Origin of the sequence: Cytobacillus sp. FSL H8-0458 (assembly GCF_038002165.1) — a bacterium.
Classification (GTDB): Bacteria; Bacillota; Bacilli; order Bacillales; family Cytobacillaceae; genus Cytobacillus.
The window spans coordinates 4216474-4229512 of record NZ_JBBOBR010000001.1 but is presented as its reverse complement, the minus strand read 5'-3'; the positions used below and the strand labels follow the sequence as shown (position 1 = coordinate 4229512).

At 44.6% G+C, this 13039-nt stretch carries 11 protein-coding genes and 4 tRNA genes; all 15 read right to left on the bottom strand.

What is annotated here, in order from left to right; translation table 11 throughout:
• Positions 1-195 (bottom strand): response regulator (locus NYE23_RS21340; RefSeq protein ID WP_341080546.1); only part of this gene is annotated, 195 nt, incomplete at its 3' end.
• A 469-nt stretch (positions 196-664) separates the two neighbouring features.
• Positions 665-2140: a M23 family metallopeptidase gene (locus tag NYE23_RS21335; protein WP_341080545.1), complete on the bottom strand. Its 1476-nt coding sequence runs from the start codon at positions 2138-2140 to the stop codon at positions 665-667.
• A 366-nt stretch (positions 2141-2506) separates the two neighbouring features.
• Positions 2507-2579 (bottom strand) — tRNA-Phe (locus NYE23_RS21330).
• A 134-nt stretch (positions 2580-2713) separates the two neighbouring features.
• Positions 2714-2790, bottom strand: a tRNA-Asp gene (locus tag NYE23_RS21325).
• Positions 2791-2851: 61 nt separating this feature from the next.
• Positions 2852-2923: transfer RNA gene (locus tag NYE23_RS21320), tRNA-Glu, on the bottom strand.
• 14 nt (positions 2924-2937) lie between these two features.
• Positions 2938-3013: transfer RNA gene (locus NYE23_RS21315), tRNA-Lys, on the bottom strand.
• 649 nt (positions 3014-3662) lie between these two features.
• Positions 3663-4955 carry an adenylosuccinate synthase gene (locus NYE23_RS21310; RefSeq protein WP_341080541.1) on the bottom strand — a complete coding sequence of 431 codons (1293 nt, stop codon included), beginning with the start codon at positions 4953-4955 and terminating at the stop codon, positions 3663-3665.
• A 204-nt stretch (positions 4956-5159) separates the two neighbouring features.
• Complete coding sequence (dnaB, locus tag NYE23_RS21305; protein WP_035328281.1) at positions 5160-6524, bottom strand: replicative DNA helicase; 1365 nt, start codon at positions 6522-6524, stop codon at positions 5160-5162.
• Between the two features lie 189 nt (positions 6525-6713).
• Entirely contained in the window at positions 6714-7160 is a 447-nt protein-coding gene (gene rplI / locus NYE23_RS21300) for a 50S ribosomal protein L9 (protein ID WP_035328283.1), read from the bottom strand.
• A complete protein-coding gene (locus NYE23_RS21295) occupies positions 7157-9130 on the bottom strand; it encodes a DHH family phosphoesterase (RefSeq protein WP_341080538.1) in 1974 nt (657 codons plus the stop codon). Before NYE23_RS21295 ends, rplI begins: the two co-directional genes overlap by 4 nt.
• Before the next feature lie 31 nt (positions 9131-9161).
• The gene (locus tag NYE23_RS21290; RefSeq protein ID WP_341080535.1) at positions 9162-10097 is read right to left on the bottom strand and encodes a YybS family protein; all 936 of its coding nucleotides are present in this window, start codon (positions 10095-10097) and stop codon (positions 9162-9164) included.
• 202 nt (positions 10098-10299) lie between these two features.
• A complete protein-coding gene (rpsR, locus tag NYE23_RS21285; protein ID WP_009332461.1) occupies positions 10300-10539 on the bottom strand; it encodes a 30S ribosomal protein S18 in 240 nt (79 codons plus the stop codon).
• A 58-nt stretch (positions 10540-10597) separates the two neighbouring features.
• Entirely contained in the window at positions 10598-11110 is a 513-nt protein-coding gene (gene ssb / locus NYE23_RS21280) for a single-stranded DNA-binding protein (RefSeq protein ID WP_048010214.1), read from the bottom strand.
• A gap of 35 nt (positions 11111-11145) precedes the next feature.
• The gene (gene rpsF, locus NYE23_RS21275) at positions 11146-11433 is read right to left on the bottom strand and encodes a 30S ribosomal protein S6 (protein ID WP_009332474.1); all 288 of its coding nucleotides are present in this window, start codon (positions 11431-11433) and stop codon (positions 11146-11148) included.
• Between the two features lie 304 nt (positions 11434-11737).
• Complete coding sequence (ychF, locus tag NYE23_RS21270; RefSeq protein WP_035328291.1) at positions 11738-12838, bottom strand: redox-regulated ATPase YchF; 1101 nt, start codon at positions 12836-12838, stop codon at positions 11738-11740.
• Positions 12839-13039 lie beyond the last annotated feature (201 nt).

The window sequence follows — 13039 nt, the reverse complement described above, 5'->3', positions numbered from 1 at the left end:
GCAAACCTCAATGCCATCTCTCTGCGGAAGCATGATATCAAGCAAAATTAAATCAGGCTTGATTTCTTCTACCTTTTCCAGGGCGTCATTGCCGTCATAGGCACACACCACTTCATAACCTTCTTTTTTTAAATTGAACTGCAGAATATCTGCAATTGGTTTCTCATCGTCTACAACCAGAATTTTCTTATCCATACCTATCTCCTTTTTCTTGCTCATTTATTTATTTTTTGGAGCAGTAGAAGTCAGTTACATGCATATGTTATCTACTTTACTTTACCATGTTAACAGTGAGAATTCACCTATTACGAAATGCGGGAGTGCCCTGCCTGCCTCCGACACCTCAAGAGGCTGGGTGGTGGAGCTGGACAGTTTGTTTGTTTTTTTATTTCTTATTCTTAACCACAAAAGTCTCTAGCATGAAAACTAGAGACTTTTTAGTGTGTATTATTTATTAATCGCAGTCTAACGGGCAGTAAGTCTCCGTCTTCAGGTCTCTGAAGTATCAAAGGAGGGCTAGATAGGGACAAACTGCCCGTAAAGGCCCGATAAGAAGAACAAAGACTAAAAACGCCACATCCTGTGGCAACGTCTTTGTGACCCACTTCCTGTGGGCCTCAACTAACAATCAGTAGGGGAAAGTACTCCCCTACTAATTGAAGTTTCACTTTATATATTTCAGCGGATCCTGCATTTTACCGTTTTTGTATACTTCAAAGTGCAGGTGGACACCAGTTGAATCACCAGTGGATCCCATTACACCGATCTTTGAGCCTTTTGAGACGGTTTGGCCAACGCTGACACCGATGGAATCGAGATGGGCATAAATCGTGCGGAAACCATTGTTATGGTCGATGACGATTTTATTGCCATAGCCGCCATCCATACCTGCAGATACAACCGTTCCGTTATCGGCTGCCTTGATCGTACGGTCGCTCGGTCTTGCAATGTCAATTCCTTTATGCATTTTCCCCCAGCGGTATCCCATTTTACTGGAGATATAGCCGCCGACTGCCGGATAGGCAAAGCTGCCTTCACCGCGGGATGGAATCACCTTTGTTCCCTTGATGACAATTTGCTTCACAGGCTCTTCAAGAACCTTCTCTTCTTTTACTTCTTTTTTGACCGTTTGGCCGTTTTCTTCCGTAATCAGATAGGTTGCAGCGCGAACACCTTCCTTGCCTTCCTGCTTCACTTTCGTTTCGCCTTTAGGCATGCTGCTGTCTTCGATGACTTCTTTTTCATAATCGATTTTTTCTTTCTTGAAAACTTCCTTATCAGCTATTACTTTTACATACGGCTTGTAGACAGTCACATTTAATTCCTGGCCTGCTTTAATGACTGAATCCTTCTTAAGGCCGCTGTTCAGTTCGATCAATTGCTTCATATCGAGGTCATGAGCACTGGCGATATTGCTTAGTGCATCGCCCTCTTTAACCACATATTTCTCTTCTTCAAGGGTTCCCTTTTGCAGAAGCTTTACAGCCTCATCTGCACTGATGATCTGGTCCGGTTTCACGGTTCCTTCAGAGATGGATACATCTTCCGTAAAGCGGACATCTAAAAGACGTGTTTCATCTTCCTTCAGCTGTGGTAAAGGAATTGCAGAAGAAGCTTTTCTATCTTCGAGGGCTTTTAAGTCTTTTTCTGATACATAGGATGTCTTGATTTTCTGGAGGGCCGCTATTGCCTGCTCCTCATTTTCCATATAAGCAATTTCCTTGCCGCCAATCACTAAGGCAGCTGCTTCGGCATGAACTTCCATCTTGTCTTTGAGTCCATTGACAGCTTCTGATTCATTCACTTGTGAGCTGGATTCAAAAACCTGCTCGGGAATGAAGGAAAGCTCCGATGCCAGTGCCAGCTTTAATCCCTTATGGGAACCTTCAGCCTCACTGATCTTTTTATCGGCCAAATCTTCAATGACTTTTTTATTCGACACCGTTCCAATATATTCGTCACCCATATAAACATAATAAACTGTCACAAGCTTATCATCATTGGCAGAAACGGATATGCCTCCTGCAAATGTTAAAGCCGCCGCTGCAAGGCCGGCCGCAATCGTTCTATTTATAGTTTTCTTAAAGCTTTTCGCTGTAAATTCTGATGATGAGGTACCTTTTTTCATCCATTTGAACATGGTTACATCCCCCTAGACTACGGTAACAAAGAACACTTTCATATAGTGCTATGTAACTACGAATTTGTGAGTCTGATTTTTTCACAATTCTTACTTTACCATATAGCAAAGCAAATAGATTACGAGACTCAGGAATGTAACAAAAATGTATAATAGCTGACATTTTATGACTTTTAATGGCAAAGCAAGGGATGTTTTTTATCGAATTAAGGATAGGAAATAATCCCTATTTGCAAGGATTTATTAGGGCTGCGAAAAATGAAGTTGAGCTTGCGTCTAAATTACACAGGTTTTATGCAGAAAAACAATTATATTACAGAAGTATAACAAAAAGGAGCATGCTTGGTTACATACTCCTTCTTGGGATGGCTCAGGACGGAATCGAACCGCCGACACAAGGATTTTCAGTCCTTTGCTCTACCGACTGAGCTACTGAGCCTTATTAGATTATTTTTGCCTAAACACTGTTTGGCTTCGTCCTTCGTCCCGATTTGGCAATCGGTACGCTGAAGTGATTCAAGGGAGCTTATTCGGTCGTGCTCTACCGACTGAGCTTCGTGCACATTATGTAAATGGCGGTCCGGACGGGACTCGAACCCGCGACCTCCTGCGTGACAGGCAGGCATTCTAACCAACTGAACTACCGGACCAAATAATAACCGCCAGCAAGTAAGCCGGGCTTGCCAGCCGTTTGCTGACGGTTATTCGCCATGACCCCTACGGGATTCGAACCCGTGTTACCGCCGTGAAAGGGCGGTGTCTTAACCGCTTGACCAAGGGGCCATAAAAAGTATAAATGGTGAGCCATGAAGGACTCGAACCTTCGACCCTCTGATTAAAAGTCAGATGCTCTACCGACTGAGCTAATGGCTCGTACTAAAATTTTGTTGCCTAAAGCATTTTTCCAAGGTTGCTACCTTGGCGACGCTTTTTATAATATCATAGAGTTTTATAATAGCGCAATAGCTTTTTTATAAAAAATTCTTTTTGGCTGGGAAGACTGCAGCTGGAGGTGTATGAATACTAGATTGCAGCCACTTGGTTGGGATGGGCTTTCCCTAAAAAGAGTATTCTTTTCCCCAGTTTGAGGGTTCTTTTCCCTAATTTATGCGTTCTTTTCCCAAATTTATGCGTTTTTTTCCCCGGTTTATGGATTCTTTTCCCTAATTCCCTTCGTTTATTCCTCTTTTTTAATTTTTTCTCTATTAAAACCCAGATGTGCAGGTTCGGACTCAACATCGGTCTTTTCCTCTTTCTCTGTCTGAACTCGCCCCAACTTCGGACTCAGAAACACCAATTTCCCCTTCTTCTGTCTGAACTTGACATAACTTCGGACTCAGCACCGGCCATTTACCTTTTCTCTGTCTGAACTAGCTCCGACTTCAGACTCTGCAAAACCTTTTTCATCCCCTTGAGTCTGAACCCGCTCCAGGATCCACAGCCAAGCAAACTGCACATCCGCTTCTCGAGCCGCACAAAAAAAGAAAAGCCCCAATCATATCAGGGCTTTTCCGATCAAGTATTAGTTTTGTCTCCATGGGCTAAGGACTACGTTTGTCTGTGTGCGGTCCGGGCCGACTGAGAAGATGGATAATGGAATTCCTGTCAGCTGGGAAACGCGCTCCAGGTAATGGCGGGCATTGGCAGGAAGCTCATCGAGTGATTTGCAGCCTGTGATGTCTTCTGTCCAGCCTGGAAGCTCTTCGTATACCGGCTCACATTCAGCCAATACTTTTAAGCTTGCAGGGAATTCTTCGATTACTTCTCCGTTGTAACGGTAAGCTGTACAGATTTTCAATGTCTCAATTCCAGTCAGAACGTCGATGGAGTTAAGGGAAAGATCTGTAATGCCGCTGACACGGCGGGCATGGCGGACAACCACGCTGTCGAACCAGCCGACACGGCGGGCACGTCCAGTTGTTGTTCCGTACTCACGGCCGACTTCACGGATCTGGCTGCCGATTTCATTATCAAGCTCAGTCGGGAATGGGCCGTCTCCTACACGAGTCGTATAGGCCTTTGATACACCGACAACATGCTTGATTTTAGTAGGACCGACACCAGAACCAATTGTTACGCCTCCAGCCACTGGGTTAGAGGATGTAACGAATGGGTACGTACCCTGGTCGATATCCAGCATAACTCCCTGTGCGCCTTCGAACAGCACGCGGCGGCCCTCATCCAAAGCGTCGTTAAGCACGACAGACGTGTCGCAGACATAATGCTTGATCTGCTGGCCGTATTCGTAGTATTCATCCAGGATGTCTTCGATTTTGAATCCTTCTGTTTCATAGAAGCGCTCAAGCAGGCGGTTCTTTTCTTCCAGGTTGCGCGCAAGCTTTTCTTCAAATACTTCACGGTCAAGAAGGTCCGCGATGCGGATTCCGTTGCGGGCTGCTTTATCCATGTAAGCAGGGCCGATGCCTTTTTTCGTTGTACCAATCTTGTTCGCACCCTTGCGCTCTTCTTCCACTTCATCAAGCTTCAGGTGGTAAGGAAGGATGACATGTGCGCGGTTTGAAATGCGCAGGTTATCTGTTGTAACTCCCTTGTCATGAAGGTACGCTAATTCTTTTACAAGCGCTTTAGGATCGACAACCATTCCGTTTCCGATTGTGCAAATTTTATCGCTATAGAATATTCCAGATGGAATTAAGTGAAGCTTATAAGTTTCGCCATTGAATTTGATTGTATGTCCTGCATTGTTTCCGCCTTGGTAACGTGCAATCACTTCTGCATTTTCAGAAAGGAAGTCTGTAATCTTTCCTTTCCCTTCATCTCCCCACTGTGTTCCAACTACTACTACTGATGACATTAAACAAGCACCTCCGGGAATCCCATGGTTTTAAAATTTATTTTCATTTTTAATTAAGTAACTTATTTCAACCATCTTAGTTTAACAAGGTGATGTGGGATAGTCAATAAAACACGAACAATTTTAATAAAAATATGAAAATATGTTCGTGAAACAATGAAAATACCAATATAAAAAAGAGGACTTGCTATATGCAGGCCCTCTTTATGCACCAGGCGGCGCGAATGAATCATCAAAGCGTTTCTCTAAGTTTACGAATTTATTATACTCTTTTACGAATGCCAGCTGAACGGTTCCAACCGGGCCGTTACGCTGCTTGGCGATGATGATTTCGATGATGTTTTTATCTTCGGATTCTTTGTCATAGTAATCATCGCGGTATAGGAATGCCACGATATCAGCATCCTGCTCAATACTTCCCGATTCACGGATATCTGACATCATCGGGCGCTTATCCTGGCGCTGTTCCACACCACGGGAAAGCTGAGACAGGGCGATCACAGGGACCTGAAGTTCACGTGCCAGCTGTTTTAGGGAACGAGAGATTTCAGATACTTCCTGCTGGCGGTTTTCTCCTGAACGTCCGCTTCCGAGGATTAATTGCAGGTAGTCGATCAGAATCATGCCAAGCCCATGCTCCTGTTTGAGGCGGCGGCATTTGGAACGGATATCCTGGATGCGGACACCCGGCGTGTCATCAATGAAAATACCCGCATTTGACAGGCTTCCCATCGCCATCGTCAGTTTTCCCCAGTCTTCATCTGTCAGAGAGCCGGTACGAAGTCTCTGGGCATCAATATTCCCTTCGGCACAAAGAATACGCATGACCAGCTGTTCGGCACCCATCTCCAGACTGAAGATCGCAACGTTTTCCCCGGTTTTCGTTGCCACATTTTGCGCGATATTCAGGGCGAACGCTGTTTTACCTACGGAAGGACGGGCACCGACAATGATGAGATCATTTCGCTGGAAGCCGGCTGTCATGCGGTCGAGCTCGGTAAATCCAGTCGCAATCCCTGTAATATCCCCTTTACGGTTATGCATTTCCTCGATATTATCGTAGGTCCGCACCAATACATCCTTAATATTATGAAAGGCACCGGCGTTTTTGCGCTGTGCAACCTCCATGATATTTTTCTCTGCTTCCCCCAGCAGAACTTCCACTTCATCCTCGCGCGTATAGCCGTCCTGGGCAATGCCCGTCGCCGTCCGGATCAGCCTGCGAAGCAGTGATTTTTCTTCCACGATCTTTGCATAGTACTCGATATTTGCCGCTGTCGGAACAGAGCCGGCCAGTTCACTTAAATAGCTGACCCCTCCGGTATCCTCCAGCAGTTTTGCTGCGCTGAGCTCTTCTGTCACTGTCACTAGGTCGACCGCTTTCCCCTGATCGCTCAGCTTCAGCATTACATTGAAAATCTTCTGGTGGGCGGCACGGTAGAAGTCTTCAGGTATCAAGATCTCAGATGCTTGTGTAAGAGAGGAGGGTTCAAGAAAGATTGCCCCAAGCACAGCCTGTTCCGCTTCGATATTCTGAGGCGGGAGCCGATCCGCGAATAAATCACTCATCTCATTAAACCTCCTTAAAAAATAAAAGCGTTAAACAAATCTATATTTATATAAAAATCCTTTATAATCCCTTTAAAAAATGTGACCAGCAGAAACTGATCACATTTTTAATCAACCCTTTTATTTTAACATGTTTACCGGCAAAAGCCACTTCCAATATTAGTTTATCCCACTAATGGAAGCTTAGCTTTATGCTTCTTTTACATGTACATTTAATGTTGCGGTTACTTCAGTATGAAGCTTGACTGGAACCTTTGTGTATCCAAGTGTGCGGATCGCATCTTCCATTTCGATTTTGCGTTTGTCGATTTTGATGCTGTGCTTCTTTTGAAGCTCTTCAGCAATTTGCTTGCTTGTGATGGAGCCGAACAGGCGGCCGCCTTCACCTGATTTCGCAGTAAATTCAACTGTCAGCTTTTCAAGTGTTTCTTTCAGTTTTTTTGCATCAGCAAGCTCTTCAGCTGCAAGCTTTTCTTCTTTCTTCTTTTGAGCATTCAGGCTGCTGATACTCGATTGGTTTGCTTCGACAGCAAGCCCTTGCTTAATTAAAAAATTATGTGCATAGCCATCTGCTACATTTTTTACTTCGCCTTTTTTCCCTTTGCCTTTAACGTCTTTTAAAAAGATTACTTTCATTCCTTTTTTCTCCCTTCAAAGTATTCATCTATAGCTTCTTTTAATCGGATCTCAACATCATTAAGAGTTGCATCCTGAAGCTGTGTGGCAGCATTCGTTAGATGCCCGCCGCCTTCGAGGTTCTCCATAATCACCTGGACATTGATATCCCCGAGGGAACGTGCGCTGACCCCTATCATGTTTTCAGAGCGGTTTGAGATGACAAATGAAGCAACCACGCCATCCATCGTCAGCAGGGTATCTGCTGTCTGGGCAATCAGCACCTGGTCAAATATCTGATCAGGCTCACCCTTGGCAATCGCAATGCCTTCTTTGTAAAATTGAACGGTTTCAATCAGCTTCGCCCGCTTGATGTAGGTATCTACATCCTCTTTTAAGAATTTTTGGACGAGCACGGTATCTGCACCCTGTCCGCGCAGATAGGAAGCCGCATCAAACGTCCGCGATCCTGTCCGCAGTGAGAAGCTCTTCGTATCGACAATGATCCCGGCAAGGAGGGCAGTTGCTTCCAGCATTTCGATTCTGCCGTTTTTCGGCTGATACTCCAGAAGCTCTGTCACCAGTTCTGCTGTAGAGGAAGCGTATGGCTCCATATAAACCAGCAGTGGATTATGGATGAACTCTTCAGCGCGGCGGTGATGGTCGATGACGACAACATGTTCAATAGCATGGAGCAGCTTTTCCTCAATCACCATGGATGGCTTGTGGGTATCAACAACCACGAGCAGGGTATCGTCCGTGGCAATTTCCATCGCCTGTTCCGGGGTGATGAATTTTGAATAGAGCTCTTCATTCTTTTCAATTTCCTTCATCATCCTTCTGACGCCTGTATCCAGTTCATTGAAATTCACCACAACATAGCCTTCACGCTGGTTCAGGCGCGCCACCTTCTGAATGCCGATGGCGGCTCCAATCGCATCCATATCCGGGCTTTTGTGGCCCATGATAATGACTTTATCGCTTTCGGAAATCAATTCCTTCAGCGCATGGGAAATGACGCGTGCACGGACCCGGGTTCTTTTTTCAACAGGATTGGTCTTGCCCCCGAAGAATTTGACTTTCCCGTTCGTCTGCTTGATGGCCACCTGATCTCCCCCGCGGCCTAATGCCAGGTCTAAGCTGGACTGGGCCAGTGAACCGAGCTCAGGAAGGGAAGAAACCCCCGTGCCGACACCTATGCTTAATGTAAGCGGAACATTTTGCTTGGATGTGGTTTCCCGGACATCATCAAGAATCGTGAACTTCCCTTTTTCAAGAAGCTGAAGAATATGTTCATTAAATACGGCGATAAAGCGCTCAGATGACACCCGCTTCAGGAAGACTCCATTATCCTGTGCCCATTTATTCAATATCTGGGTCACCAGGCTGTTGAGACTGCTTTTCGTCTGGTCATCCATCGCCTGGGTCAGCTCATCATAATTATCAAGGAAGATGATGGCAATCACTGTCCGCTCTTCCTGATACATTTTCTCAATTTCAGTCTGTTCCGTGACATCAAAAAAGTATAAAAGACGTTCTTCCGGTTTATGGATCACCCGGAATTTGCGGTCATGAAGGGTAATGATTTCTGTTTCCACTTCTTGTTTGATCAGCGGAACAAGCGAATCCGCGACATCATAAAGCGATCTTCCGACTAGCGTATCTTCATCAAAGCAGGATGCTAAAAAGGGATTGGTCCATTCAATGTAATAGTCATCATTTATCAGCATGATTCCGATCGGCATTTCCATCAGAGCTTCTTCGCCGACTTTTTTCACCCTGTAGGAAAGAGTAGAGATGTATTCTTCCGTCTCCTTCCGGTGCTTTTGATTCAGCTGAAAAAGGTAATAGAAAGGAAGGATGGCCAGAAACAGCCCAATTAATGCAAAAAGCCAATTGTAGTACGCCAATATACCAAGAAGCACCACTGTTATGCCCATCAATCCAAACATCGGATAGCGTATGGACCGCTTTTCTAAATACGAAGGCATGTTTTCAGCTCCTAAACAGTAGTGTTGTTCATCACTTTTTTCCTAATCTTTGCCTTAAATCAAATCCTAAGTCAATTATACCTAATATCCTCACAATATAAAGGAGAAATGGCATAAGAAATGTAAATACAGCAGCAAGGACAGGCACGGCTTTCGGCCATCCCTTTAAATGACTGAAAAAGAAAATCAGGGACAGGCCTTGAATGACCATGAAAATCTGCAGAATGAATGCAATATTGACAAGGGCCATAAACCAGTAGCTTCCTTCTGACGGATTAAAAAGGAACGAAGCAATAATGGTAATGAGATAGTACCATAATATGCTTTTCGGCAGGCTCATTTCCCTGAATGGCTTAAAGCCTTCAATCTTAATACCGAATCGTTTGGCGATCGGAAAGGAAACAAGCTGAATGACAAAAACAGAAATGACCGATGTCATGACAAATAAACTCGGCGTTAATGTCTCAATCATTTTCAGGCCTGCTGTCAGCTGCTCGACTGCTTTATCTGCGTTCTGTCCAAAGCCTTCGAGCATTCCCTGTGAGATTTTAATGGACTCTTCCATCATGCTGATGCCTTCTTTAATGATATTGATGTTAAAAAAGGCAACTGCTGCAGCATACTGAAGCAAAAGGGCTGCAAGAAATACGAGCGTGCCCGCAATAAAGGAAGAAGCCCGTCCTTTATTTTCCCTTATGAAAATACCGATTACTGTGCCGGTCAATCCGAATGTCAGGGCAAGTGGAATTCCCATAATGGAACCGATAATCAGGGAAAGCAGGACCCCTCCCGTCAGAAAGACAATTGCGCTCATCCGGTTATTTTTTGCTGCAAACATAATAAACGGAAGAGCCAGGAAGAAAACCGAAACGGTACCGAGAATCGGCACATAGAGCGAAATCAGAAGCAGCACGGCAAAAACTGCGAGAAGCACGGCACCTTCTGTTAATTTATGTACATTATTCATTGATACACCCCTCAAACTGTGTATCCAAAAAGGAGGAAATCTGTTCCCGGCTTTTTGAACCCATATAAGCTCTATTGTAGCTAGTATTAAATGCAGGTTCAACCTTCGCGGTTTAAGAGGGGGTTTTAACTTTAATACAACCCCGTATTAAAGGAGAATATAATAAAAAAAGACGCCGGATACCAGCGTCTTTCTCTAATTATTATTCACCTGAAACGTATGGCAGTAATGCCATTTGGCGTGCGCGCTTAATAGCAATCGTTAATTTACGTTGGTATTTAGCGTTAGTGCCTGTTACACGACGTGGTAAAATCTTACCGCGCTCAGAGATGAATTTTTTTAGAAGATCCACATCTTTGTAGTCGATGTGAGTGATTCCGTTTGCAGTGAAAAAGCAAACCTTACGACGTTTAGCACGTCCTCCTCTGCGTCCTCCAGCCATGGTCAGTTACCTCCTTTAGCTTTTTATTTTATATATTTCCGTTCATAATCGGGCACTATTAGAATGGCAGGTCGTCATCGGAAATGTCGATTTGGCCGTCATTTGCGAATGGGTCCTGATCCACGCGAGTGTAGTTGCCCTGATTACGATTATCCTGTCGTTGATTCTGATTGCTGTTATTTCCAAATGGGAAATCCTGATCTCTTGGACCGCCGTAGTTCGGGTTACCGCCGCCCTGGCCGCCAGAACTATTCTTCGGCTCAAGGAATTGAACACTTTCAGCCTGGACTTCTGTCACGTAAACGCGCTTTCCATCCTGGCCTTCATAGCTGCGGGACTGAATCCGGCCATCTACACCTGCAAGACTTCCTTTTTTAAGGAAATTCGCTACGTTTTCAGCTGGCTTTCTCCATACCACACAGTTGATAAAGTCTGCCTCCCGCTCACCTTGCTGATTCGTAAAAGCACGATTCACGGCAAGAGTGAATGAAGCGACAGGAACTCCGTTCGGGGTATACCGCAAATCAGGATCCTTTGTCAAACGTCCGACAAGAACAACACGGTTCATCATCAGAATCAACTCCTCTCGGTAAAATGCTATATCTATTATTTTTCGTCTTTAACAACGATGTAACGGATGATGTCTTCGCTGATTTTAGCTAAACGAGTGAACTCGTCAACTGCTTTTGCTTCAGCATTAACGTTCATAAGCTGGTAGTAGCCATCGCGGAAATCATTGATTTCGTATGCAAGGCGACGCTTACCCCAATCCTTTGATTCAGAAACCTCCGCACCATTGTCAGTTAAGATTGTGTTGAAACGCTCAACTAGGGCTTTTTTAGCCTCATCTTCAATGTTTGGGCGGATGATGTACATAACTTCGTACTTTCTCATCACTTTCACCTCCTTTTGGTCTAACGGCCCACAAAGGGCAAGGAGCAATATACATTACTCACAAGTTGAAATTATAGCACATTAAATATGCAAAAGCAATAACACTAGAGTGAATTGGAAGATGGAAGATTATTTAGAAGGCTCTTTTCGTATATATTGTTGTTTTTCATCCTTCAATGTTGTCCGTTGATTTCCGCTCCAATCAACTCAGTAAATAAGATACAAATAAGTAACAAAACTTTCGAAAACAGCCTTTTTAAAATAATCATAAAAAAGAACCCCTAATATAGAGGTTCCAAAATAATTAAACGTTAAAGCGGAAGTGCATAACATCTCCGTCTTTAACAATGTATTCTTTTCCTTCGAGGCGGACTTTTCCTGCTTCTTTCGCAGCTGTCATGTTTCCTGCAGCGACAAGGTCATCATAGGAAACGGTTTCTGCACGGATGAAGCCTTTTTCAAAGTCAGAGTGGATCACTCCCGCACATTGAGGAGCCTTCATGCCTTTGCGGAATGTCCAGGCGCGGACTTCCTGTACGCCTGCTGTAAAGTAGGTAGCCAGTCCAAGCAGGTTGTAGGCTGCTCTGATCAGCTGATCAAGGCCGGATTCTTCGATGCCAAGCTCCTGAAGGAACATTTCTTTTTCTTCCCCGTCAAGCTCTGCAATTTCAGATTCGATTTTTGCACAGATTACGATAACTTCCGCATTATCCTTTGCGGCAAATTCTTTAACCTGCTGCACATATTCGTTAGAAGAAGGATCGGCTACATCGTCCTCACTTACGTTTGCAACGTAAAGCACTGGCTTGATTGTCAGAAGGTGAAGACCTTTTACAATCTTCATTTGCTCGTCTGTAAACTCGACAGTACGGGCTGGCTTATCGTTTTCGAACGCTTCTTTTAATTTTTCCAGAATTTCAAGCTCGATCACAGAATCTTTATCCTTCTGCTTAGCCAGCTTGCTCACACGGCCAATCCGCTTGTCAACAGATTCAAGATCAGCCAGAATCAATTCCAGGTTGATGACTTCGATATCATCGATCGGGTCCACTTTCCCCGCAACGTGTGTAATATTGTCATCCGCAAAACAGCGGACAACCTGACAGATGGCATCCACTTCACGGATATGGGACAGGAATTTATTTCCAAGACCTTCCCCCTTGCTCGCACCCTTTACGATACCGGCGATATCCGTAAATTCGAAAGCCGTTGGCACAGTCTTTTTCGGCTGAACCAATTCAGTTAATTTATTCAAACGGTGATCAGGCACTTCTACAATGCCCACATTCGGATCAATTGTACAGAACGGATAGTTCGCAGACTCCGCTCCCGCCTGGGTAATTGCATTAAACAACGTAGACTTTCCGACGTTCGGCAAACCTACAATACCAGCTGTTAAAGCCATCCAAGTCACTCCTCAACATTATTTCATTATAAGAAAAGCGCAAGCGCCTTGTTCACCCCCGACAAGCACAAGACAAGCCTAACGGAAAGGTGTTCTTTACCTTTCTGGGAGGTTTGGCTTGTGACCTCGAGGGGGTAGGCGCTGGAGCTAGACAGTTATCGAAATTCAAAGATATGATTCTTATGTTAAAAAATACGATTG

Excerpts from the sequence above, each read along its gene's own strand:
- NYE23_RS21335 (WP_341080545.1), bottom strand. The coding sequence starts at position 2,140 with ATGTTCAAATGGATGAAAAAAGGTACCTCATCATCAGAATTTACAGCG.
- NYE23_RS21310 (WP_341080541.1), bottom strand. The coding sequence starts at position 4,955 with ATGTCATCAGTAGTAGTAGTTGGAACACAGTGGGGAGATGAAGGGAAA.
- dnaB (WP_035328281.1), bottom strand. The coding sequence starts at position 6,524 with ATGAGTGATTTATTCGCGGATCGGCTCCCGCCTCAGAATATCGAAGCG.
- rplI (WP_035328283.1), bottom strand. The coding sequence starts at position 7,160 with ATGAAAGTAATCTTTTTAAAAGACGTTAAAGGCAAAGGGAAAAAAGGC.
- NYE23_RS21295 (WP_341080538.1), bottom strand. The coding sequence starts at position 9,130 with ATGCCTTCGTATTTAGAAAAGCGGTCCATACGCTATCCGATGTTTGGA.
- NYE23_RS21290 (WP_341080535.1), bottom strand. The coding sequence starts at position 10,097 with ATGAATAATGTACATAAATTAACAGAAGGTGCCGTGCTTCTCGCAGTT.
- rpsR (WP_009332461.1), bottom strand. The coding sequence starts at position 10,539 with ATGGCTGGAGGACGCAGAGGAGGACGTGCTAAACGTCGTAAGGTTTGC.
- ssb (WP_048010214.1), bottom strand. The coding sequence starts at position 11,110 with ATGATGAACCGTGTTGTTCTTGTCGGACGTTTGACAAAGGATCCTGAT.
- rpsF (WP_009332474.1), bottom strand. The coding sequence starts at position 11,433 with ATGAGAAAGTACGAAGTTATGTACATCATCCGCCCAAACATTGAAGAT.
- ychF (WP_035328291.1), bottom strand. The coding sequence starts at position 12,838 with ATGGCTTTAACAGCTGGTATTGTAGGTTTGCCGAACGTCGGAAAGTCT.